Annotated in this window: 20 protein-coding genes; 8 read left to right on the top strand and 12 right to left on the bottom strand. The window is 62.6% G+C overall.

Annotated features, from left to right (window positions below):
• Positions 1-298 precede the first annotated feature (298 nt).
• Entirely contained in the window at positions 299-1,069 is a 771-nt protein-coding gene (locus NKI20_RS30650; protein ID WP_352837566.1) for an isocitrate lyase/PEP mutase family protein, read from the bottom strand.
• 320 nt (positions 1,070-1,389) lie between these two features.
• Between NKI20_RS30650 and NKI20_RS30655 the strand changes: the two genes are divergently transcribed.
• Positions 1,390-3,579: an anthranilate synthase gene (locus NKI20_RS30655; protein ID WP_352837569.1), complete on the top strand. Its 2,190-nt coding sequence runs from the start codon at positions 1,390-1,392 to the stop codon at positions 3,577-3,579.
• A 5-nt stretch (positions 3,580-3,584) separates the two neighbouring features.
• Positions 3,585-4,532, top strand: coding sequence for a cation diffusion facilitator family transporter (locus NKI20_RS30660; protein ID WP_023760669.1), 948 nt, complete (start codon positions 3,585-3,587; stop codon positions 4,530-4,532).
• 6 nt (positions 4,533-4,538) lie between these two features.
• Here NKI20_RS30660 and NKI20_RS30665 read toward each other — a convergent pair whose 3' ends face one another.
• The 3 genes from NKI20_RS30665 to NKI20_RS30675 all read right to left on the bottom strand — a co-directional run bounded on the left by NKI20_RS30665 (position 4,539) and on the right by NKI20_RS30675 (position 6,337).
• Complete coding sequence (locus NKI20_RS30665) at positions 4,539-4,925, bottom strand: type II toxin-antitoxin system VapC family toxin (RefSeq protein ID WP_352730420.1); 387 nt, start codon at positions 4,923-4,925, stop codon at positions 4,539-4,541.
• Positions 4,922-5,167: an antitoxin gene (locus NKI20_RS30670; RefSeq protein ID WP_023760667.1), complete on the bottom strand. Its 246-nt coding sequence runs from the start codon at positions 5,165-5,167 to the stop codon at positions 4,922-4,924. Before NKI20_RS30670 ends, NKI20_RS30665 begins: the two co-directional genes overlap by 4 nt.
• Positions 5,168-5,233: 66 nt before the next feature.
• On the bottom strand, positions 5,234-6,337 hold the full coding sequence (locus tag NKI20_RS30675; protein WP_352837573.1) for a hypothetical protein: 1,104 nt from the start codon (positions 6,335-6,337) through the stop codon (positions 5,234-5,236).
• A 102-nt stretch (positions 6,338-6,439) separates the two neighbouring features.
• Between NKI20_RS30675 and NKI20_RS30680 the strand changes: the two genes are divergently transcribed.
• From NKI20_RS30680 to NKI20_RS30695, 4 genes are all read left to right on the top strand, one after another.
• Entirely contained in the window at positions 6,440-6,880 is a 441-nt protein-coding gene (locus NKI20_RS30680; protein WP_023760665.1) for a DsrE family protein, read from the top strand.
• A 62-nt stretch (positions 6,881-6,942) separates the two neighbouring features.
• Positions 6,943-7,722 carry an SDR family NAD(P)-dependent oxidoreductase gene (locus NKI20_RS30685; RefSeq protein ID WP_352837576.1) on the top strand — a complete coding sequence of 260 codons (780 nt, stop codon included), beginning with the start codon at positions 6,943-6,945 and terminating at the stop codon, positions 7,720-7,722.
• Positions 7,723-7,785: 63 nt separating this feature from the next.
• Positions 7,786-8,094 carry a putative quinol monooxygenase gene (locus NKI20_RS30690; protein ID WP_352837579.1) on the top strand — a complete coding sequence of 103 codons (309 nt, stop codon included), beginning with the start codon at positions 7,786-7,788 and terminating at the stop codon, positions 8,092-8,094.
• A 184-nt stretch (positions 8,095-8,278) separates the two neighbouring features.
• A complete protein-coding gene (locus NKI20_RS30695) occupies positions 8,279-10,384 on the top strand; it encodes a TonB-dependent siderophore receptor (protein ID WP_352837582.1) in 2,106 nt (701 codons plus the stop codon).
• A 12-nt stretch (positions 10,385-10,396) separates the two neighbouring features.
• On the opposite strand, the gene NKI20_RS30700 is transcribed toward NKI20_RS30695, so the two are convergent.
• The 5 genes from NKI20_RS30700 to NKI20_RS30720 all read right to left on the bottom strand — a co-directional run bounded on the left by NKI20_RS30700 (position 10,397) and on the right by NKI20_RS30720 (position 16,177).
• Positions 10,397-11,380, bottom strand: a complete 984-nt coding sequence (locus NKI20_RS30700) for an ABC transporter ATP-binding protein (RefSeq protein ID WP_352837585.1) — start codon at positions 11,378-11,380, stop codon at positions 10,397-10,399.
• The gene (locus NKI20_RS30705) at positions 11,377-12,396 is read right to left on the bottom strand and encodes an ABC transporter ATP-binding protein (RefSeq protein ID WP_352837606.1); all 1,020 of its coding nucleotides are present in this window, start codon (positions 12,394-12,396) and stop codon (positions 11,377-11,379) included. Before NKI20_RS30705 ends, NKI20_RS30700 begins: the two co-directional genes overlap by 4 nt.
• A 4-nt stretch (positions 12,397-12,400) precedes the next feature.
• Positions 12,401-13,375, bottom strand: a complete 975-nt coding sequence (locus tag NKI20_RS30710; protein ID WP_352837588.1) for an ABC transporter permease — start codon at positions 13,373-13,375, stop codon at positions 12,401-12,403.
• Positions 13,375-14,403, bottom strand: coding sequence for an ABC transporter permease (locus tag NKI20_RS30715; RefSeq protein ID WP_352837591.1), 1,029 nt, complete (start codon positions 14,401-14,403; stop codon positions 13,375-13,377). The genes NKI20_RS30710 and NKI20_RS30715 overlap by 1 nt, the downstream gene beginning before the upstream one ends.
• 100 nt (positions 14,404-14,503) lie before the next feature.
• Positions 14,504-16,177 carry an ABC transporter substrate-binding protein gene (locus NKI20_RS30720; RefSeq protein ID WP_352837595.1) on the bottom strand — a complete coding sequence of 558 codons (1,674 nt, stop codon included), beginning with the start codon at positions 16,175-16,177 and terminating at the stop codon, positions 14,504-14,506.
• A 248-nt stretch (positions 16,178-16,425) separates the two neighbouring features.
• Here NKI20_RS30720 and NKI20_RS30725 point away from each other — a divergent pair, with 248 nt between their 5' ends.
• Positions 16,426-17,232: a helix-turn-helix transcriptional regulator gene (locus tag NKI20_RS30725; RefSeq protein WP_352837598.1), complete on the top strand. Its 807-nt coding sequence runs from the start codon at positions 16,426-16,428 to the stop codon at positions 17,230-17,232.
• A gap of 110 nt (positions 17,233-17,342) precedes the next feature.
• A complete protein-coding gene (locus NKI20_RS30730) occupies positions 17,343-18,242 on the top strand; it encodes a proline iminopeptidase-family hydrolase (protein WP_352837608.1) in 900 nt (299 codons plus the stop codon).
• 43 nt (positions 18,243-18,285) lie between these two features.
• On the opposite strand, the gene NKI20_RS30735 is transcribed toward NKI20_RS30730, so the two are convergent.
• From NKI20_RS30735 to NKI20_RS30745, 3 genes are all read right to left on the bottom strand, one after another.
• Entirely contained in the window at positions 18,286-19,359 is a 1,074-nt protein-coding gene (locus NKI20_RS30735) for a siderophore-interacting protein (RefSeq protein ID WP_352837600.1), read from the bottom strand.
• A 274-nt stretch (positions 19,360-19,633) separates the two neighbouring features.
• Positions 19,634-20,410 carry an esterase family protein gene (locus NKI20_RS30740; protein WP_352837602.1) on the bottom strand — a complete coding sequence of 259 codons (777 nt, stop codon included), beginning with the start codon at positions 20,408-20,410 and terminating at the stop codon, positions 19,634-19,636.
• 4 nt (positions 20,411-20,414) lie between these two features.
• Positions 20,415-21,581, bottom strand: coding sequence for an ATP-grasp domain-containing protein (locus NKI20_RS30745; RefSeq protein WP_352837604.1), 1,167 nt, complete (start codon positions 21,579-21,581; stop codon positions 20,415-20,417).
• Between the last annotated feature and the right edge of the window lie 443 nt (positions 21,582-22,024).

A 22,024-nucleotide genomic window follows, 5' to 3' on the forward strand; every position in this document is an offset into this window, starting at 1 on the left:
TCGCAGCCCGATCAGGGTCAAAGAAGCTGGCCATCATTGCCGTCGCAAGGAAGCTCCTCGTCGTCCTCAACGCTATCATCCGAGACAAAAAAGCATTCGCATGAACACAGTTGCCATGCCGTTACATCTAAGCCCGCATCGATTGAGAATTCTGCTCCGTGGTACCCAACGGCGAAGGTCGCGGCATGGATCCCTTGGGCTGCGGAGCAGCTCCAGGGGTCTGCGCGTCCGCTTCGCCCGTGGATGACAGAGGCGCGGGCTTCCGCCCTTGCCCAACTGGCTACCCTATGCAGGACTATTAGCCCGAAATAGCCTTCCGCGCCTTGGCCTCCAGCCACTCGGCCATCTGCCGGTAAGGTACGGGGCCATGGCTGATGCGGGCGACGCCGAGTTCGGCCAGCCGCTGGCGCGGCGGCACATGCGCCAGCGCGATGATATTGACCGGCAACTCGATTGCCTTGCAGAGCGCCTCGATGAGGCCCTCATCGCCAAGACCCGGCGTGAAAAAGCCGCTCGCTCCGGCCTGTTCATAGGCCCGCGCCCGTTCGATCGCCTGATCGAGCAGCGCCTTGTCGTGCGCATCCGGCTTGGCCTTGAGGAAGATATCGGTTCGGGCGTTCAGGAAGGCCGGGATGCCGGAGGCCTTGACGGCAGCCGCCGCGGCTTCGATCCGCGTTGCCTGGACAGTGATGTCGTGCAGGCCGGTGCCGCCGACAATCTGGTCCTCGAAATTGAAACCGATGGCACCGGCCTGCAAGGCAAGCGTCACGGTGCGGGCGACGATGTCCGGGTCGACGCCATAACCGCCTTCAAGGTCCATGGTCACCGGCAGGTCGACCGACCCGACGATGCGCCTGATGTTGTCGAGTGCCAGCTCCAGCGGGATCTTCTCGCCATCGGCGTATCCGAACGCGGCCGCCACCGGCCAGCTTCCGGTGGCGATCGCCTTGGCGCCTGCTTTCTCGACGATCTTGGCCGAGCCCGGATCCCATGCATTGTAGAGGACGATTGGGTTTCCCTTGAGGTGGAGGGAATGGAACGTGCGCGCGCGCTCGATTTGCTCGGTCATCGGTGTTTCCCATGTTCCTGCTGTTGGATGAACAATCTAGGCCGCGCTGTCGGCTCTGGCGATGTGCCATGAGATGCAGAAGCTGCGGCCACCGGACAGGCTTTTCAAACCTGTTGCGTAACCTCCCTTTCGCAGCTATGGATTTCGCCATGAACATGCGTTCGACCAAGACCATTTGGTGGTGGGCCTGCTGACTGCGGCCTGTTCGAACACGTGCGCGTGAAAAGAGAGGGTGGCCGCAACGGAAAGTCCGGGCGGCCATTTGTTTTTTCCAAGCCATTCCCGGGTCCGTTGCCCCAAATAAGCTGATGGAGACGGCAATGACGATGAAGGTTCTGGATAACGGGGCGGAAAGTTTCGTGACCGCGGGTGGCGTGACCATCACCCGCGAGCGCCACGACCGGCCCTATGCGGGCGCGATCGACGCTTACGTCGACGGCCTGAATTCGCGCCGCGGCGCCGTGTTTTCCTCGAACTACGAATATCCCGGTCGCTACACGCGCTGGGACACCGCCATCATCGATCCGCCGCTGGTCATCTCGGCACGCGGCCGCGCCATGCGCATTGAGGCGCTGAACCGCCGTGGCGAAGCGCTGTTACCGGTCATCGGCAACGCGCTGGGTGGGCTCGCCGACGTCACCATCGCCGAGACATCGAAAAAGCTCATCCGCCTCGACGTCGCCAAGCCCGGCCGCGTCTTCACCGAGGAGGAGCGCAGCCGCGTTCCTTCGGTGTTCACCGTCCTGCGCGCCATCACTGCCTTGTTCAAGACCGAGGAAGACGCCAATCTCGGTCTCTACGGTGCTTTCGGCTACGACCTCGCCTTCCAGTTCGACCCGGTCGACTACAAGCTCGAGCGCAAGCAAAATCAACGCGACCTGGTGCTGTTCCTGCCCGATGAGATCCTGGTCGTCGACCATTATTCGGCTAAGGCCTGGACCGACCGCTACGACTATGCCGGCGACGGGTTTTCGACGGAAGGATTGCCGCGCGACGAAATCGCCGAGCCGTTCAAGAGCCCCGACCGCATCCCGCCGCGCGGCGACCATGAGCCCGGCGAATACGCCAATCTGGTGCGCAAGGCGATGGACAGTTTCAAGCGCGGCGACCTGTTCGAGGTCGTCCCCGGACAGATGTTCTACGAGCGCTGCGAGACGCAGCCATCCGAGATTTCGCGCAAACTGAAGTCGATCAACCCCTCGCCCTATTCCTTCTTCATCAATCTGGGCGAAGGCGAATATCTGATCGGCGCCTCGCCCGAAATGTTCGTGCGCGTCAACGGCCGCCGTGTCGAGACCTGCCCGATCTCGGGCACCATCAAGCGCGGCGACGATGCCATCTCCGACTCCGAGCAGATCCTGAAACTGCTGAACTCCAAGAAGGACGAATCCGAACTGACCATGTGCTCGGACGTCGACCGCAACGACAAGTCGCGGGTCTGCGAGCCGGGTTCGGTGCGCGTTATCGGCCGCCGCCAGATCGAGATGTATTCGCGCCTGATCCACACCGTCGATCACATCGAAGGCCGGCTGCGCGAAGGCATGGATGCCTTCGACGCGTTTCTGTCGCATGCCTGGGCGGTCACCGTCACCGGCGCGCCGAAACTGTGGGCCATGCGCTTCATCGAACAGAACGAAAAGAGCCCGCGCGCCTGGTATGGTGGCGCGATCGGCATGGTCAATTTCAACGGCGACATGAACACCGGCCTCACGCTTCGCACCATCCGCATCAAGGACGGCATTGCCGAAGTGCGCGCCGGCGCCACATTACTCTTCGACAGCGTTCCCGAGGAAGAAGAGGCCGAAACCGAACTGAAGGCATCCGCCATGCTCTCCGCCATCCGCGACGCCAAGACAGGCAATTCCGCCAGCACCGAGCGCACCACCGCGCGCGTTGGCGACGGCGTCAACATCCTGCTTGTCGACCACGAGGACTCGTTCGTCCACACGCTGGCCAATTATTTCCGCCAGACCGGAGCCAATGTCTCGACCGTGCGCACGCCGGTGCCGGAGGAAGTGTTCGACCGGCTGAAGCCCGACCTCGTCGTGCTGTCGCCAGGACCGGGCACGCCCAAGGACTTCGATTGCGCCGCAACCATCAGACGAGCCCGCACCCGCGACCTGCCGATCTTCGGCGTCTGCCTTGGCCTGCAAGCCCTGGCCGAGGCCTATGGCGGCGAACTGCGGCAACTGCACATACCGATGCACGGCAAGCCGTCGCGCATCCGCGTCTCCAAGCCCGGCATCATCTTCTCCGGCCTGCCCAAGGAAGTCACCGTCGGCCGCTATCACTCGATCTTTGCCGACCCGGTGCGGCTGCCCGACGATTTCATCGTCACGGCGGAAACCGAAGATGGCGTCATCATGGCCTTCGAACACCGCAAGGAACCGATCGCGGCGGTGCAGTTCCACCCGGAATCGATCATGACGCTCGGCCACAATGCCGGGATGCGCATCATCGAGAACATAGTCGCCCACCTGCCGCGCAAGGCCAAGGAAAAGGCCGCCTGACAATCATGGCCGAAACCGAGGACACAATGGCGATCGCGGCCAAGGCGGCCGCGAAGCGCAAGGTCGCCAACCTTGCGTTCTGGTCGATCATCATTGCGGCAATCGTGCTCGGCTTGAAGCTCGTCGCCTGGTACGTCACCGGCTCGGTCGCGCTCTATTCGGACGCGCTGGAATCGATCGTCAACGTCATTGCGTCGATCGCCGCTTTCTGGGCGATCCAGGTCAGCTACAGGCCGGCCGATCAGGACCATCCCTTCGGCCACCACAAGGCGGAGTATTTCTCGGCGGTGCTGGAAGGCGTGCTGATCGTTCTCGCCGCACTTTTGATCCTCAACGAGGTCTGGCGCTCCTGGCAGACCCCGGCACCGCTCGAACAGCCCTGGGAAGGTCTTTCCGTCAACGGCGTCGCTACCGTTATCAATGCCTTCTGGGCGTGGACGCTGATCCGCGCCGGCAGGGCGGAGAAGTCACCGGCGCTGGTCGCCGACGGCAACCATATCATGACCGACGTGGTCACCTCGATCGGTGTCTTCGGCGGCCTGGTCGGTGCGGTCCTGACCGGCTGGCAGATTCTCGATCCAGCACTTGCCGTCCTCGTGGCGCTGAACATCCTGTGGCAGGGCTGGCATGTCATCGGCTCGTCGATGAACGGCCTGATGGATCGCGCCGTAGACACGCAAGAGCACATGCGCATCCGCGACGTCATCTCGGCCAATTGCAAGGGTGCGATCGAGGTCCATGACCTCAAGACCCGCATCGCCGGCCGCGCCACCTTCATCGAATTCCATCTGGTCGTCGATGCCGACATGTCGGTCGGCGCCAGCCATGTCATCTGCGACCGCATCGAGGACGCCCTGAAGGCCGAGATCCCCTCCGTGCGCGTCACCATCCATGTCGAGCCCGACGACGAGGCCAAGCTGCCCAAGGGCACGACGGCGGTGCCGTTTGCCTGAGGCGGTTCACCAGGTCTCGATTGAGAGATCTTTGATACGCTCGAATTCCCGGACATTGCGGGTCATCAGTGTGAGGTTTCGAGCGCGCGCCTGCCCGCCGATCAACGCATCGTAGGGACCGATCGGAGTTCCCAACGTCGCAAGCGTTGCCCGAATCTCGCCGGCATGTTTCGCGTCTTCCCGGTCAAATTCGAGGACGGGGAACTGCAGAGCTTCTATGCGTGCCAAATTTTCGGGCCTTCGCTGGCTCTTTTCAGCACCATAGTACAATTCGTGCACCACTATCGCCGAGAGGGCAAAGTCCTGCGGCGTGTGCTGTTTGAGTAATGTCAGCAGACCCTCATCGCCCTTGATAACCGCGATAATGGCATTGGTGTCGAGCAGGTAGATCACTTGAAGACGTCATCCAAGGCGGGTCGATCCTGGCCGTCCTGACGTTCCAGCGCTGCCTCGGCGAAATCATTATCAAGCGGTCCGATCACTTGGTCGAGCCACGCCCAATCCTGCGCAAGCGGTTCCAGGATGACGGTTTGCCCGTGACGGCGAATCGAAACCTCATCTGTTTCGAAACGGAACTCCTTGGGCAGACGCACAGCTTGTGACCGGCCCGACCAGAACACTTTTGCCTTGTCCATCATGCTATCCTCAAATGAGATATAGCAAAGATATATCCCTTCATGACGACGTAGACAAGTCCGAACTCAAGGCGCGCAGGCCGATTGCGGCATTGGCTGCAGCCTATAGACCTTGTCGTCCGACTTGGTCTTGCCGTCGGCGGCCTTCGAGCACAGATCGACGATCGCGAGTGCGCTGTTGGGGTTGGCCAGCATCATGGTGCCGTCGGCGCCTCGCTTGAGGAAAATTTCCTTCTGCGCGATATCGCAGGAGAAATTGCTCATCTTCGAGCTCGCCGCGCAGCGCCACTGGTCGGCCTCGCCCTGGCAGGAATAGGTCTGCGTCACCTCAGCCGATTTCTGCCGCGTGGTGACGGTAACGGCAATGTTGGCACCGTCTGGCCAGTTGGCGGCGTCACTGCCCGAGGCGAAGGACGCCAGTTCTACCGGCCCGCGGAAAACCCGGATCGACTGCGTCAGTTGATCGGGATGCGAGCCAAGATGCGCTGCATCGTAGTCGCGCCCATAGCAGAACGCCTGGTCCGGCTTCAGCCGATCGCGCAGAGGCGGCCCAAGCGCGGGGTCGACTGGATCGATGCGCGCGAACTCCGCCTTGCAGGTCGCGGCCGGCATTGGGTCGAGGCGGAAATTGTCGTCCTCCGAACCCAGCGCCTGCCTGTCATATTCCGCTGCGCCCAACTCCTCTTCCGAATCGGCATCGAGATAGATGTCGGGCTGCAGATCCGAGAGGAAGAGCCGGCCCTTGTCGTCGACCTTCAGCGATGCAAGCGTCCGGTCGCACTCCATACCGCAATGGATGGGGCCTGTCTTGCCGTCCTCCGACGCATGATTGCACCAGCCGCCGGCCCATTCCGGCGACTTGGCGCCGCGCACGGTGGTGGCGATGAAGGCATTGTAGGATGTGTCGGAATTCACGGTCGGCTCTTCATTCGGCCGGCTGACCGGATCATGGCCGTAGTAGAAGAAGATCCGCGCCACCTTCTGCTTCGGGTGCGCCTTTAGATGCGCCGCATCATAGACGCGGCCGAAACAGGCATCAGTGTGGTTGGGACTGAGTTCGGTGAGCTTGAGCGCATCGTCGGCGGAGGCCGATCCGGCAAGCACGCCAAGCAGCGCCGCGCCAAACCCGGCGCCGGCGACTGTCTTCCATTCCCCTGCCCTGACCGCCATGTAATCTCTCCCCCGCATCGACAGGACGCAATGTCAATTTATGCTAGTATTGCGGCTGGAGTCACGCAATTCGCGGTGAGCCGCCAAGCGGGGGAGGATGCCATGCGCCGGCGCGATATGTTCCGCGCGATTCTTGCCGGAACCGGAACGGTTCTTGGTCTGCGGGCGGTGCAGGCCGCAGCGGTAACGGAGCCGGCCCGGCAAAAGGTCGCCTATCACTTGAGCGACGTCGACAAGGTCAACTTCGTGCTCGGCAACATCAAGAACCACTATGATGGCACCGGCGGCAATGTCGACATCGTGCTGGTCGTGCATGGTCCTGCGCTCGCCGCCTTCAAGTCGAAAGGCATATCGGCCGCGATTTCCGGGCGCTTCGCCGGCCTGGTGCAGCAGGGGCTGGAACCCCATGCCTGCGCCAACACCATGCAGGGCATGGATATTTCGCTCGCCGACCTGCTCGCCGGGTTCCATGCTGCCGACAAAGGTGGCGTCGTCAAACTCGCCGAATTGCAAGGCCAAGGTTACGCCTATCTGCGCCCCTGAGGCTTGAACACCGGGGCGGCAAGGGCCTACGAAGGGCAGGCAGACATCCCGGAGGAAGAACCGTGCCAGCCACCACACTCAGCATACCAGATCTCGCCGGCAAGGCGGTGCTGGTCACCGGTGCGTCGACCGGCATCGGCGCTGCGCTCGCGCTGGCTTATGCAGCGCAGAAATGCAAGGTGGCGCTGCACTACAATTCGAGCCGCGACGCCGCCGAAAGGCTCGGGTTGACGATCGCCGACAAGGGCGGCGAGGTGTTTCTTGTCCAGGGCGATTTTTCCGTTGCCGCCGATGTCGAACACGTCGTCGAAGAGAGCGCCCAGTATTTCGGCCGCCTCGACGGCCTGATCAACAATGCCGGCGGCATGCTTGGCCGCGTGCCTTACACAGAGCAGACCGAGGCGCATTACGACGCGGTGATGGACCTCAATGCGCGTTCGGTATTGACCGCCTCGCGCAGGGCGATCCCGTGGCTGAAGAAACAGGGCGGCTTCATCGTCAACACCTCGTCGATCGCCGCGCGCAATGGAGCGGGCGGCGGCGCCGGACTTTACGGCTCGGCCAAGGCATTCGTCTCCAATGTGACGCGCGGCATGGCCAAGGAGCTGATCGGCTTCGGCATCCGCGTCAACGCGGTGGCGCCCGGCACCATTCTGACGCCGTTCCACGAGCGCTATTCGACCGACGACCAGATGAAAGGCATGATCGCCACCATTCCGCAGGGGCGTGCCGGCACGGCTGAGGATTGCGTCGGCGCCTATCTGTTCCTCTCTTCCGATCTTTTGAGCGGCTACATCACCGGCCAGGTGATCGAGGTGAATGGCGGCCAGTTGATGCCTTGAGCGGCTATCTGCATACTGGCTATCTGCATGTTCTTGTCGACAACCTCAAACGGAGACAACGGAATGTACGGACTGATCGGCAAGATGCGGGCGGCGCGCGGCCAGCGTGACGCGGTCATCGACCTCCTGCGCGCCAGCACCGGCGCCCTGCCGGGTTGCCTCAACTACATCATCGCTCGCGACCCCGCGGATGCCGATGCGATCTGGGTCACCGAAGTGTGGACCGATGCCGAAAGTCACAAGGCGTCGCTGCAGCTTCCGGAAGTCCAGGCGGCGATCGCCAAGGCCCGGCCGTTCATCGCCGGCTTTGAATTCCAGGTCGAAACCCATCCTGTCGGCGGCTTCGGGCTGGCCGACGCCAAGACCGGCTGACCAGGACAGACGGCAAAGCCGCCGCCCCAGAAACTCAAAATCGATCGGTCGCACCCGTCAGCGGTGCCGCTCTGCAACAGCCCATGTCAGCTTGGGCCACTGCAGGGGAAAAAATACTTGACTCACATACTCATATTTGAGAACGCGGGGACGCAATCAAGCATGAGACGGTGGAGACGAGTTGATGCGAACAAGGCTGACGACATGGCGCCTGTGGATCTCATTGTTGGGTGGCGCGGCGATGCTCGGCCAGTCCGGCGCTGCACATGCGCAGGACAGCGAAACGTCCACCATGCTCGGCAACATCGAGGTCACCGCACAGAGCAACGAAATCCTGAAGCAAGATGGCTATGTCGCCAAGAAGGACCGCATCGGTACCAAGACCGACACGCCGCTGGCCAGGATTCCGCAGGCCGTTTCGGTAGTGACGCAGAAGCAGATCGAGGACCAGAAGCCGCGCACGCTGAACGAAACGCTCGGCTACACCGCCAGCGCCAACCCCAACAGTTTCGGCTTCGACACCCGCTACGATGCATTCTTCCTGCGCGGCTTCCAGGCCTTCTACAACGGCATGTTCCGCGACGGGCTACGCCAGTACAATGGGCCTTCGGCCTGGTTCAGGACCGAGCCCTACGGTGTCGAGGGCGTCACAATCCTGAAAGGCCCGGCATCGTCGCTCTATGGTGTCAGCGGCCCCGGCGGCATCGTCAACGTCGTCACCAAGCGCCCCAAGGATGAGCCGTTCCGCGAGATCGAACTGCTCGCAGGCGAGCACAACCGGTTCCAGGCAGGCCTTGACGCATCCGGACCCGTGAACGAGGACGGCACCGTCCTCTATCGCTTCACCAGCCTCGGCCGCAAAAGCGATACCGAATTGCCTGGCTATCCCGACGACAAGATCTATCTGGTGCCGGCTGTCACCTTCAAACCGGACGAGGACACCAAGCTCACCATTCTTGGCGAATATTCGAAATCGGTCACCGGTGGCACGGCCGCCTTCTACAATTCAGGCTATGGCGTGCTGTCCAACGTCTATGAGGGCGATCCGGCCTGGAACGATTTCACCCAGAGCCAGGGCCGCATCGGCTACGAGTTCGAGCATCGTTTCAACGATGTGCTGACGGTGCGCCAGAACCTGCGCTACAACGCCGTGGACACCGACATCGAGTACAGCGGCCACTATCCGGACGGTGCCGACTTGAAGCGTTACTGGGGCCACTACACCGAGACCATGAAGAACTTCGTCGTCGACAACATGGCGCAGTTCGAATTCGACACCGGCGCGGTCAGGCACACCGCCGTCGGCGGCATCGACTATGCCTGGTCGGACTACGATGCCGGCAGCGGTCTGTCCTATGTCTCGGTCGATGACATCAAGGCGATGCCGGTGCCCCACTCCGGCGGCCAGGAGATGAACCAGCTCGGCGTCTATCTGCACGACCAGATGGAGTGGAACGATTTCACCCTTTTCACCAGCGGCCGCTACGACTGGGTCGACACAACCTCCACCGCCGCCGACTACAGCACGTCGAAGCAGAAGGACAGCGCCTTTTCCGGCCGTCTCGGCCTGTCCTACCAGACCGAATGGGGCATCACGCCCTACGTCAACTATTCGACCTCGTTCTCGCCCAACATCGGCTTCGTCTATGACGACGTCACCAGCCCCGTCGGTCGCGTCGCCCGGCCGACCATCGCGACGCAGAAGGAGATCGGCGTCAAATACGAGATCCCGAACTACAATGCGACCGTCAGCGCCGCGCTGTTCGACATCGACCAGAAGGACGGCGTCGTCTTCGACGCCTCGACAGGCATCAACAAGCAGCGCCAGCTCGACCTGAATTCGCGCGGTGTCGAACTGGAAGCCAATGCCTCGCTCGACAACGGCTTCAGCTTCATCGCTTCCTATACCTATCTGCGCGTCAGGATCGAGCGTGGCGCCGAAGGAACCGATGGCAAGGAGTTATCAGCGACGCCGAACCACATCCTGTCGCTGTGGGGCCACTACCAGTTCGAGAACGGCACGCTGGAAGGGCTGGGGCTGGGCACTGGAGTGCGCGTCGCCGGCTCGAGCTATGGCGACGACACCAACACATTCAAGAACAGCGCACGCGCCTTCGTCGACGCCTCGCTCTCCTATGATTTCGGCTATCGCAATCCGAAGTTGGAAGGCGTCAAGCTGCAGGTCAACGCCAAGAACCTGTTCGACAGCCAGAAGACCATCTGCTCGGCCGGCTATTGCTACCGCGACGAAGGCCGCTCACTGTTCGCCAGCCTGCGCTACCGCTTCTGACGAGAGCCTAGATTAGCCCGCCCTCGGATGGTGGCAGGCGACGAAGTGATTCTTGTCGACGAGCGAAAGTACGGGACGCTCGTGGCGGCAGACCGAAGTCGCCGCCACGCAACGCGTATGGAAGCGGCAGCCTGACGGCGGGTCGAGCGGGCTCGGCAGATCGCCCTTGAGCATGATCCGCTGGCCTGGCCGGTTGTCGACGTCGGGTACCGGCACTGCCGAGCGAAGCGCTATCGTGTAGTGATGCCGTGGCATTGAAAAGACAGCGTCGACAGGGCCCGTTTCGACGATCGAACCCATATACATCACCGCCACCCGCGATGAGAACTGCCTGACCACCGAGAGATCGTGGGCGATGAACACATAGGTCAGGTTGAACTCGTCGCGCAGGTCGCAGAGCAGGTTGATGATCTGCGCCTGGATCGACACATCCAACGCCGACACCGGTTCGTCGGCAACGATCAGCCGCGGCCGCAGCGCCAGCGCGCGGGCGATACCGATCCGCTGGCGCTGTCCACCGGAGAATTCATGCGGAAAGCGCTGGGCATGCTCGGGAAGCAGTTCCACTCGGACCAGCAATTCCTCGACGCGATCCGCCATTTCCGATCGCGCCAGTCTTTCATGCACGCGGAACGGGTCCGCCAGCAGGTCGCCGACGCGGCGGCGCGGGTTGAGCGAAGCTGCGGGATCCTGAAACACCATCTGCATCTGGCGGCGTATCGGCCGAAGCTGCCATTGCGAGGCTTTGGTGATATCGCGGCCTTCGAATTCCAGTGATCCGGAACTGATTTCCGTGAGCCGGACGAGGCAGCGCCCCAGCGTCGATTTTCCGCAGCCCGACTCGCCGACGATGCCAAGCGTCTCGCCCGGGAAGATATCGAGCGAGATCTGCTCCACCGCATGGACGATCCGCCGTTGGAAGGGCGAGCGCCCGACCGGATATTGTTTCGACAGATCGCTGGTCCGCACCAGCGGTTTCGGCCTGGTTTCGCTCATGCCGGCACGGCTCTGCCAGCCGGCGTCGGCCGCAGATCCTGTCGGCCGTCCCGCGGAAGAAAGCAAGCCGACCGGTGCCCGCCCGCCCCACCAAGCGCAGGCTGGGAGGCACAGGCTTCATGGCGGAATGTGCACCGCGGCCCGAAGGCGCAGCCCTGCGGCATCTGGCTCAGTTTCGGCGGGCTGCCGGGAATGGCCGTCAGTCGCGCGGGACGCGGACCTTGCATCGGCGGGATCGAGCCGAAAAGCCCCCACGCGTAAGGGTGAAGCGGCTCGCGGAAGAGCTGCCCCTTGCTGCCCTCCTCGACAACCCGCCCGGCATACATCACCAGCACGCGGTCGGCGACTTCGGCGACCACGCCGAGATCATGGGTGACCAGGATGACGGCGGATCCGAACTCGTTGCGCAATCGACCGATCAGCTCCAGGATTTGCGCCTGCACCGTCACGTCGAGCGCCGTCGTTGGCTCATCGGCGATCAGCAGTGCCGGATTGCACGACAGCGCCATGGCGATAACGGCGCGCTGGCGCATGCCGCCGGACAGCTGGTGGGGATAGCGGTCGACCGCGTTGTCGGGGCTCGGCAATCCAACCGCGTCGAGCAAGTCCACCGCCCGCTTGCGCGCAGCAGCGCGCGACACCCGCTCATGCGCGCGGATCTGCTCGATGATCTGGTCGCCGATCGTATGTACTGGCGTCAGCGCCGTCATCGGATCCTGGAAGATCATCCCGATCTGCCGGCCGCGAATGGCATCGAGGGCTCGGCGCTTTAGACCCAGCAACTCCTGGCCGAGAAAACGCACCGACCCGGTGACGGCGGCGTTGGGACTGCTGATCAAGCCCAGAATGGCGAGCAAGGTCTGGCTCTTGCCCGAACCGCTTTCACCGACGACGCCGAGGATCTCGCGCTGCGCGAGCGAGAACGAGACGCCGCTGACGGCAGGCACCACACCGCCCTCGGTGCGGAACGAGACGCACAGATTCTCAACGACCAGCAGCGGCCTGTCGGGGGGCATCTTGTCAATGGGCATCTCTAACCCTCGGATCGATGAAGACAAAGGCAACGTCGACGATGAAATTCGCCATCACGACGAAGAACGAGGCGTAGATGACCGTCGCCAGGATCATCGGCAGATCGAGCGTCTGCAAGGCGCCGTAGGTGAGCTTGCCGACCCCTTGCAGGCCGAACACCACCTCCGTCAGCAAGGCGCCGCCGCCGACCAAGGCGCCAAAATCCAGCCCGAACATGGTGACGAAGGCGACGAGCGAGGTTCTTAGGCCGTGATGCAGCAGCACCCGCCGCTCGCCGATGCCCTTGGCGCGCGCGGTGCGGATGAAATCCTCCTGCATGGTCTCGATGATCGAGGCCCGAAGCACGCGGCCGTAAAGTCCGATATAGAGCGTGGCGAGCGTGAACCAGGGAATGACAAGTGCCTTGAACCAGCCCCAGGGATCCTCGGTGAAAGGGATATAGCCGAGCGGCGGCACCCATGAGAACAGCCAGCTGTCATGCCAGCGGCTTTGCGTGACCAGATTGGCGACCTCGCCCAGCCAGAAGACCGGTATCGACACGCCGATCAGGCTGAGGATCATCAGCGTCCGGTCGAGCCACGAACCGCGCGTCGCGCCGGCGACGACGCCGACGATCAGCCCGCCGAGAAGCCAGAAGACGGCAGCGCCAAGCACCAGCGACAGAGTGATCGGGATCGCCTCGAGCACCGTTGGAACGACCTTCTGGCCGCGATTGACGAAGGAGGTGAGGTCGCGGCTGATGAAGAGCCGCTTCATCATCAGCGCGTATTGCACAGGCAGCGGCCGGTCGAGGCCGAAATCGTGCCGCACCTGGGCCAGCGTTTCCTGTGATGCATTGCGCCCGGCGATGCGCGCCGACGGGTCAGCGCCGGGGGTGGCGAAAAAGATCAAGAAGGCGACGACGCTGATGCCGAACATCACCAGCACCATCTGGCCGAGCCTGGAAATGAGCGCCGTCAGCATCAGACGACCCTGATCGACGACTTCGGGTCGAGCGCGTCGCGCACACCGTCGCCCAATATGTTCAGTGCCAGCACCGTGATGACGATCGCCAACCCCGGCGCCAGGGCGACGATCGGGCGTGAATAGAGAAGCCCCTGCCCGTCCTGGATGATGGTACCCCAACTCGCATCGGGCGGCTGCACGCCGATGGACAGGAAGGACAGCGAGGATTCGGTCATCATGTTCAGCGCCAGGATGAGCGGCACGAAGACGATGACCCGGGTGATCACATTGGGGAGGATATCATAGAGCAGGATACGCCACGGCGACGCACCAATACCGATCGCGGCCGTGACGAACTCGGCCTGCATCAACGACAGGACATGACCGCGGATGGGCCTGGCGACGTAAGGCACGTAGACGATGCCGATGATGAAGATCGGCAGCCAGAGACTGCCGGAGCGGATTTCGATCGGGCCGATGGTGATGCTTTGGGTGATCAGGACGATCGACAGCGAAATCGCCAGCAGGAAGACGGGAAACGCCCACAGCACATCGAGAATGCGCGACAGCAAGATGTCGACCAGACCGCCGAAAAAGCCGGAGACGACGCCGAGCAATGTCGCCAGGCCAAGGCATATCAACGCGGCGGCGCCGGCGATCAGCAACGAATTGCGACCGCCGTAAAGCAGGCGTGCGGCAACGTCGCGGCCCTGATTGTCGGCGCCCAGCATATAGGGCCCGAAATCCCAGGTCGGGCCAAGCGGCGTGAACCCCAGGCCAAGGCCTTCGGTCGAAGGCTCCAGCACCTGCCTGGTCTGGCCGTCTATGACGATCTCGCCATTGAGGTTGGTGGCGAAAGGATCGGTCTGCGCCACATGGCGGGCATAGAGAGGGGCTGCCAGCGAAGCGGCAGCGATCAGCACCAGGACGCCGAACGCCATGATGGCAGCCCGGTCGGCCCTGAGCTTGCGCCACGCCGTCCGCCATGGCCCCTCGGCGCCCCGGCGGATCCGAACCAGCACTTGCCCGCCAATCGAATTGTCCATGATGGGTATGAATTTCAGATCGGCGGGAAAAGCAACCGCGGCGGAGGATTGCGCATCGTTCCGCCGCGGATCGAATTGGGCCTGTTCACTCAACCCCTGATCACTCGACCCACGACTGGCTCATGATCCAGTAGAATTGCGGACTGAAGACGAAATTCTTCAGCCGCGGCGAGATCAGGTCGACACGCTTCGGCGTGAACAGCACGGCCACGGGCGCGGCATCGGTGACGGCCTTGTCGACGGCGGTCCACAGTTGCGCACCCTTGGCAGGATCGGCGATCGTAGCGGTCTGAGCCTCGCCCATCTTCTTGTCGATCGACTTGTCGCAGAAGCCGGAAATGTTGACCGAAGCGTCCGAGCCGGGTGTGAACGAGGCGCAGCTGAACAGCACCTGCAGGAAGTCCGAAGGCGCGGGATAGTCCTGGAACCACTGCGAGATGGAAATCTGCACCTTGTTGTTGGTGTTCTGGATGTAGGTGAACTGGATGTTCTGCGAGATCGGCTTGATCGAGGTCTTGTAGCCCAGCCCGTTCAGCACATCCTGCATGTACACGCCTATCGACTTCGACACTTCGGTGTCCTCGGTGATGATCGTCACCTCCTGTCCGGCTGTTCCGGAGGCAGCTACCAACGCTTTGGCTTTCTCCAGGTCAGGCGCCGACCACTTTTCGGCGGGATTGGCCGTGAACGGGCAATAAGGCGCGTAGGACGGGAAATCCGGCGGCAGGATCTGGCAGGAAGGCTGCGCCAGATTGCTGCCGCCGAACAGCTTGACGATGGCCGCCCGGTCGATGGCGTAGTTGACCGCCTGCCGCACGCGGATGTCGTTGAACGGCGCGAGATTGGTGTTCATCGGCGCATACCACATCGCCGTCAGAGGATGCACGGAAACCTGCTTGGCGTATTTCGTGCCCAGTTCCGCCAACCGGTCCGCCGGCGGTGGATCGAACATCCAGTCGGCCTGGCCGTTTTCCACGGCGGTGACCGCCGCCTCGTCGGTGAGACCGAAGCCATAGTCTATCTCGTCCGGATAGCCGGCCGGCTGCGCCTCCTTGCTCCATTCCTTGAAATGCGGATTGCGCACCATCTTGAGCAGGCTGTTGGGATCGTAGCTGGCGATCATGTAGGGCCCGGTGCCCGGAATGGGCGCGGTCCCCGAATCCTTGAGGGGCGCCTCGGCGGGCAGGATCGCGGCGTGCGGGATCGAGATCTTCTGCAGGAAGTCCGGATCGGGCGCCACCAGATTGAAGGTGACGGTGCTCGCCGCCTCATCGGCGACGACCCCGCCCTCGAGCGTGCAGGTCGCCGGCGTCTTGAGGCATGTGTCGGCGCCGACAATGCCATTGTAGAGCGTGCCCGTCGTCGGGCCGCTGATCTTGAACATGCGCTGGAACGACGCCACGACATCGGCCGTCGTCAGGTCCGATCCGTCGGCGAACTTGATGCCCTTGCGCAGCTTGAAGACATATTTCTTGCCGCCGTCTTCCGGCTTGGGCAAGCTCTCGGCCAGGTCCGCCACCACCTCGAAACCGGTCTTGTCGCCGGTCTTGCGGAAGGTCACCAGCCCATCATAGAGGACGTAGTTGATCTGGAAATATTGCAGCGTGTAGTTGATGTGCGGGTCGATCGTGCCGGCAGCGGCGTTGGCGAGAAGCTTCAGCGTCCCGCCAGCCTTGCCTTCTTGCGCGACCGCGCCTGTCACGGGTGCCATCAGCATAAGGCCAGCCAGGCCGACACCGGCCATCATTGCGCCAAAAACATTCCGGGAACGCATCGTCTTGCTCCTCTGGGGAAGTGGGTGATTGCAAACCACGAAGTGCGCCAGGTGGCACACGCCGGACCGCGATCCATTGTACACAGCGTATGGCGCACGAAACCCGCCGGGATAGCTGTGAATTAAGATAGTTTTGGCCGTCCAGATGCGTCGCGAGCAACAAGCCGTGATCGTGCTGTGCTCATTTGTTGAGCATTTTTCGAACATGCCCGTTTGACAAACATTGGCTGGCGGGTAAGCTTTTGCTCATGCAAGGCGTATCCGGCGATTTCGAGAGCGAATTTCACACAGGCATGGGAATCGACGCCGCCATGGCGGCGGCGATGCGCGTGCTTGCGCCCGCCGGTTTCACTTCGCTGATCTACGACTACACGCCGGTCCCGGTCAGCCACGACGGCGAGTTGATCACGCCTTCGCTCATGGCCCTCGCCAACGTGCCGCCCGACATGCAGGACCTGTGGTGCAAGGGCGGCTACTATCAACTCGATCCGGTGCAGGAGGCTGCACTCGCGGTATCGCGACCATTTCTGTGGTCGCACAAAGGGTCGCAGAGCCCGGTCATGCGACGCATCCTGCAGCGCAAGCATGACCCGGTGATAGGCTATCTCCTGGACACCAAGATGACATGTGGCGTGACGGTGCCGATCCGCTTCGACGGCGGCGATCTCGCCACCTTCACCGCCATCCGCCTTGATCCGGAGCCGAATTTCGAAGCCGAGGCACAAGGGATGCTGCCCGGCATAGGCGACCTCGGTCACCTGTTCCACGATTGCGTCTATGCCGGTTTCGATCAGCGCACCAGGACAAGCCAGTATTTCCACCTGACATCACGGGAACGCCAGTGTCTGAGCCTCGCGGCTTGCGGATTGACGGCCAAGCAGATCGCTCATGAAATCTGCCGCAGCGTGCCGACCGCGACGCTGCATCTCAACGCCGCCAGCCGCAAACTCGGCGCCCGCAACCGCTTCCACGCCATCGCCCTGGCGGCACACTACCGGTTGCTCGGGCCGATCAGCCAGGGCCAGGACCTGTCCCGCCGGCAGCATCAAAACTAACGTTATTGCTAGCTGGTCGCTTGCCGGTCCGCCTCTATACCCTTTGCCACGAGCACCGCCGGAGACCGCTGATGAGTGGCCGCCGCCGAGCCAGCCAGGCGGAGGACACGATGGACGAGCTTGCAATATCGGAAGGGTTCAGCGCCTACGGGCCATACAGGACCTGGTACCGCGTGACGGGAGACCTGGCGTCGGGCAGGCTGCCGCTGGTCGTTGCCCATGGTGGACCCGGCTGCACCCATGACTATGTCGACAGCTTCAAGGACATTGCCGGCTTCGGCCGCGCGGTGGTCCACTACGACCAGATCGGCAACGGACGATCCACCCATCTGCCGCACAAGGGCGGCGACTTCTGGACGGTCGAATTCTTCCTTGGCGAACTGGATGCGCTGCTCGCCCATCTCGGCATCCAGCAGCGTTACGCCCTGCTCGGGCAATCCTGGGGCGGCATGCTCGGTGCCGAGCATGCGGTGCGCCGGCCTGCGGGCCTCAAGGCACTGGTGCTCGCCAACTCGCTCGCCTCGATGAAGCTGTGGGTCGAAGGCGCGGGGCAACTGCGTACGGAGCTGCCGGCAACGGTGCGACAGGCGCTCGATCGCCACGAAGCGGACGGGACGACGGACCATCCCGACTACCTCGCGGCGACCCGCGCATTCTATGACCGGCACGTCTGCCGCGTCGTGCCTTGGCCGGCGGAGGTGGCGCGCACCTTTGCCGCCATCGATGCCGATCCCACCGTCTACCGCACGATGAACGGCCCCAATGAATTCCACGTTGTCGGCACCATGCGCGACTGGACTGTTATCGATCGCCTGCCGCTGATCGAAGCGCCGACACTGGCCTTTCGCGGCCTTTTCGATGAAGCCACGCCAGCCTGTGTCCAGCCCTTCCTCGACCATATCCCCACGGTCGAAGGCCATGTCTTCCCGCTCTCGAGCCACATGCCGCATGTCGAGGAAAGGCAGGATTGCATGGCTGTCACCGAAGCGTTTCTGGCCCGCCACGACTAACCGCCGCTTCGCGCGGTCGCGAACGTCGACAGGAGATCGACGGTTATTCGTCGTCGCCCACGCTGTGCACGTCCCGGCGCCAGTAGGCCGTGACCAGGTGCTGGTCGCGCGACAGGCTCCATTGCTTGCGCACGATCTTGCGGATCTCCCGGAAATCGCCGAATTCGCATCCGGCCCAGACATAAAGGCCGTCGGCAAGGGCCATGTGGCTGCGCTCCCGCAAGGCGGCCGGCAACAGGCCGGCGGTGCCGGCCTCGCGGCCGTGCCGGTAAAGCCAGGTGATGTCGATATTGTCGCCTTGCGCCAGCGCGATCCGGTCATCGGGGCCATCGACTTCGACCAGTGCTTCGGCGCGGGTTGACGGCGGCAGATGCTCGAGGATCCTGCCAATGGCGGGCAGTGCGGTGTCGTCGCCGAGCAGAAGCAGGGTCTGAGCTACCGGAGCATCGCCGCCGCCGGGTCCGATCATGCCGACGACGTCCCCCGCCTGTGCGTTTTGCGCAAAAGTGGCGGCGGGCGTGTCCTGGCCAGGGTGCAGCACGAAATCGACATCGAGCCAGCCGCTTGCGGCATCCACCGCCCGGATCGTGTAGACCCGTATGGTCAGGGCATCGTCGCCCGCGGGCCAGACAAGCAGCCCGTCGGCACCCATCGTGGGCCAGACCGGCCGCCGCCCATGCGGCGGCAGCAGCAGCCGCATGTGCAGGCCGCCATGGGTAAACCGGGCGAGATCCTTGCCGGCGAAGCGCAGGCGCTGCATATGCGCCGAGATCCGCGTCGACGCCAACACCGTGATCTCACGGAAGAACACCGGCGTGCCGGCGTCAGCGCCGTCGCCTTGCCAGCGCAGTCCGCTGGCCGTGCCAAGATGTTCGGCGACATGGCCGGCAACCGTCATTTTCATGTAGGACAAGCAGGTATCGTCCATCGCCGCGACACGGATCAGCATGCCGTCATCCTCGAGCGTGGCGATCAGCGAGCCATAATGCAGACGAAGCTCCCAACGATCGGCCGCATCGGTGTCGATCTCGAATTCGCCGTGTTCGGCGCGCAGCCGCTCCATTGCCGATCTGGTTGCCTCATCGCTGATACGGGTTTGTGCGCTCAGTTGGTCCATCACCCAAGTCCTTCGAAACGGTTCGGGACAAGACGCCGGCGGCGCCTCGCCGCCACCGCCATGCCACAGCCACTCCAGTGTTTCCACCGAAACATGAATATTAGAGTCATATTTTCTCTGGAACGCCTAGGCCCTCGGCGACAAATGGCGATTGGAGGCCACAGAATCCGGAACTGGCCACGGCCAGGTCGGATGTGCTCATTCCTCTGCGCAACAAGGTGGGTTCAGAGCCAGGCCGAGCCGTCGTTCGCAGCCGGCTGAATATCGACGCACCTCAATCCAGCCTGTGCATCAGGTCCTCATCCAGCCAGCGGCCGAAGAAATAGACCAGTTGCTTGTGCCACCACGGCCAGTCGTGGCTGACATCGCCGCCCCAATAATCGACCCAGGCGGGAATGGATTTGTCACGCAGGATCTGTTCCAGCTTGCGCGTCTCGACCAGCATCCGCTCTTCCCAGGCTCCCTGCCCGCAGCAGAAGATCAGCCGCAACGCCTTCAGGCGGGCAAGCAGCTTGGGGTCGACGATGCCGGGCAGATAGTCGAGGGGCGAATTGTAGAAGATGTCGCCTTCAAGCGCCTTGTCGAAAAAGTCGCGGGCCGAATAGACGCCAGACAGCGCAATGACGCCACTGGCAAGCTCGGGAAAGCGGAAGACGAAATTCGACGAGTGGTAGCCGCCCATCGAGCAGCCCGAGAACAACGGCTTCAGCTTGCGTCCGCCATTGGCTTGCTCGGCAGTCGACAGGAATTCCGGCAGCGCCTCCTCGCGTAGATAGCTGAAATAGGCCTCGTGGCGTGCGATACGATGCGCGGCGTCCGCATGATTGTCGAAGAAGGATTCCGAATCGACGCCGTCGACGGTGAACAGCTGGATGCGGCCGGTGTCGATGAATTCGGCCAGTGCGCCTACGCCGCCGGAATCCTCGAACTGGTAGAAGCGCCCCTGCGAGGTCGGAAACACCACCACCGGCCGGCCGGCGTGGCCGTAGCGCTTGTATTCCATGTCGCGGCCGAGCTTGTCCGAGAAACTCTTGTGATAGGAGATGTCCATCGCCTCACACCTTTTCCGCGTGGATGTAGGCGACCGCCTTGCGCAGCGCCGCTTCGTCCTTCGAGCGCATCTGGTAGGCGTAATTTCCCATGGCGCGGCTGAAAACCTCTTCGATGGCCTGATGGTGGACGATCTTGTCGCCATGGGCGGCTAACACGTCCTCATGGCTGTGCAAATAGCTGAGGCGTCGCTTGCGGCTGGCGTAGGCGGTGAAATACTTGCCCTCATAGGGCCCGCCGGCGGCATCCCTGACCACCATCTCGGCCCATGCCGCATAGACGTCGATGTCGAAGGTGTAGTTGATAGCATCGGTCATCCAGGCGCCGGGCGGGCGCATGTTGACCTCCAGCGCGATGACCCGGTCGTCCTTGGTCTCGAACAACTCGATGTGAAAGAAGCGCTCGCGCACGTCGAACGCTTTCAGGATCTTGCGGCCGGCCTCCTCGACTGCCGGGCTGATCCTGGGAAAGCAAACGTAGCTCATGTGGCGATCGTTGTTGACCACCTCCATGACGCTCTGGTCGTAACGATGGCTCGCCGCCAGCACCACCTCGCCATCGCGATTGACCAGCCCGTCGAAGGTCACCACCAGCCCCTCGATGAACTGCTCCATGACGAACGTCACGTCGTCGGGCTTGTCCCTGAAGAACTGGTCGAGTTCCCGGGCATTGGAGATCTTGAAGGTGTTCGAGGCGCCCGAGCCGCTGTCAGGCTTGACCACCACCGGATAGCCGACGCGGCGGATGAAGGTCATGGCCCCAGCGCGGTCGGAGCATTTGCGCTGCGCTATGGTGTCGACACCGCTCTTGCGGAAGAAGGCACGCATGCGGCTCTTGCGCTTCAAATTCTTCACGAAATCGAGCTTGGTGCCATAGATGTTGAAGTCGGTGCGGATGTTGGCTTCCAGCTCCAGCCAGTGCTCGTTGAGCGATTCGAAGCGGTCGATGCGGCCCCATTTGTGGATGAAATGCCCCATCGCCCGGAACACCGGATCGTAGTCTTCCATGTCGGCGACACGGTAATATTCCGAAAGCGCCGCCTTCAGCTTGGCGTCGAGTGCGTCATAGGGTGCGTCGCCGATGCCCAGCACCCTTGCTCCAGCCTTCTTCAAACGGTCGCAGAAATCCGCGCCATTGGCGGGAAAATGCGGCGAGAAGAACACGAAATTCATGGATGACCCCTCCCAGCGACAGGACATCGCAACCCCGTCGACGCCCAAGTCTGGCGCATTTGCCGCGCCTGGGGAAGAGCACGTGCGTTAGAGATTCCCCCGCCATGCCAGGGCAACGAACTCGGGTTAACGGGTTCCTTCGGCGCCTTCGCCGGCGCGTAGGCTGACGGAAACGAAAAACCCGCCTGCGCGGCGGGTCACTGGCGCAAATCAGCACCATACGCAAATATGTACCATAGCTGAGGTCACGAAATCAAGAAAAAATTCCTATCCTGCTACCGGCACAAAAGCTGCCGACACCGCCGAACTGGCTGTCGTCAGGTCTTTTGTCAACTTGAGTTCGGAGCCTACCCCCATGCAGGGGAATCGCTTCAGGTTAACGTTGATTTTTGACGGATGAGATTTTCGAGATAGTGGCCGTTGAGATTGGCGAGTTTTCGTCG

This window comes from Mesorhizobium sp. M0830 (assembly GCF_040319965.1).
GTDB lineage: Bacteria > Pseudomonadota > Alphaproteobacteria > Rhizobiales > Rhizobiaceae > Mesorhizobium.

What these genes read in the sequence shown, in the direction of transcription:
- NKI20_RS30650 (WP_352837566.1), bottom strand. Translation starts at nt 1,069, where the DNA reads ATGACCGAGCAAATCGAGCGCGCGCGCACGTTCCATTCCCTCCACCTC.
- NKI20_RS30660 (WP_023760669.1), top strand. Translation starts at nt 3,585, where the DNA reads ATGGCCGAAACCGAGGACACAATGGCGATCGCGGCCAAGGCGGCCGCG.
- NKI20_RS30675 (WP_352837573.1), bottom strand. Translation starts at nt 6,337, where the DNA reads ATGGCGGTCAGGGCAGGGGAATGGAAGACAGTCGCCGGCGCCGGGTTT.
- NKI20_RS30740 (WP_352837602.1), bottom strand. Translation starts at nt 20,410, where the DNA reads ATGGACATCTCCTATCACAAGAGTTTCTCGGACAAGCTCGGCCGCGAC.
- NKI20_RS30695 (WP_352837582.1), top strand. Translation starts at nt 8,279, where the DNA reads ATGCGAACAAGGCTGACGACATGGCGCCTGTGGATCTCATTGTTGGGT.
- NKI20_RS30680 (WP_023760665.1), top strand. Translation starts at nt 6,440, where the DNA reads ATGCGCCGGCGCGATATGTTCCGCGCGATTCTTGCCGGAACCGGAACG.
- NKI20_RS30715 (WP_352837591.1), bottom strand. Translation starts at nt 14,403, where the DNA reads ATGGACAATTCGATTGGCGGGCAAGTGCTGGTTCGGATCCGCCGGGGC.
- NKI20_RS30745 (WP_352837604.1), bottom strand. Translation starts at nt 21,581, where the DNA reads ATGAATTTCGTGTTCTTCTCGCCGCATTTTCCCGCCAATGGCGCGGAT.
- NKI20_RS30655 (WP_352837569.1), top strand. Translation starts at nt 1,390, where the DNA reads ATGACGATGAAGGTTCTGGATAACGGGGCGGAAAGTTTCGTGACCGCG.
- NKI20_RS30710 (WP_352837588.1), bottom strand. Translation starts at nt 13,375, where the DNA reads ATGCTGACGGCGCTCATTTCCAGGCTCGGCCAGATGGTGCTGGTGATG.
- NKI20_RS30725 (WP_352837598.1), top strand. Translation starts at nt 16,426, where the DNA reads ATGCAAGGCGTATCCGGCGATTTCGAGAGCGAATTTCACACAGGCATG.
- NKI20_RS30705 (WP_352837606.1), bottom strand. Translation starts at nt 12,396, where the DNA reads ATGCCCCCCGACAGGCCGCTGCTGGTCGTTGAGAATCTGTGCGTCTCG.
- NKI20_RS30670 (WP_023760667.1), bottom strand. Translation starts at nt 5,167, where the DNA reads ATGGACAAGGCAAAAGTGTTCTGGTCGGGCCGGTCACAAGCTGTGCGT.
- NKI20_RS30690 (WP_352837579.1), top strand. Translation starts at nt 7,786, where the DNA reads ATGTACGGACTGATCGGCAAGATGCGGGCGGCGCGCGGCCAGCGTGAC.
- NKI20_RS30700 (WP_352837585.1), bottom strand. Translation starts at nt 11,380, where the DNA reads ATGAGCGAAACCAGGCCGAAACCGCTGGTGCGGACCAGCGATCTGTCG.
- NKI20_RS30735 (WP_352837600.1), bottom strand. Translation starts at nt 19,359, where the DNA reads ATGGACCAACTGAGCGCACAAACCCGTATCAGCGATGAGGCAACCAGA.
- NKI20_RS30730 (WP_352837608.1), top strand. Translation starts at nt 17,343, where the DNA reads ATGGACGAGCTTGCAATATCGGAAGGGTTCAGCGCCTACGGGCCATAC.
- NKI20_RS30720 (WP_352837595.1), bottom strand. Translation starts at nt 16,177, where the DNA reads ATGCGTTCCCGGAATGTTTTTGGCGCAATGATGGCCGGTGTCGGCCTG.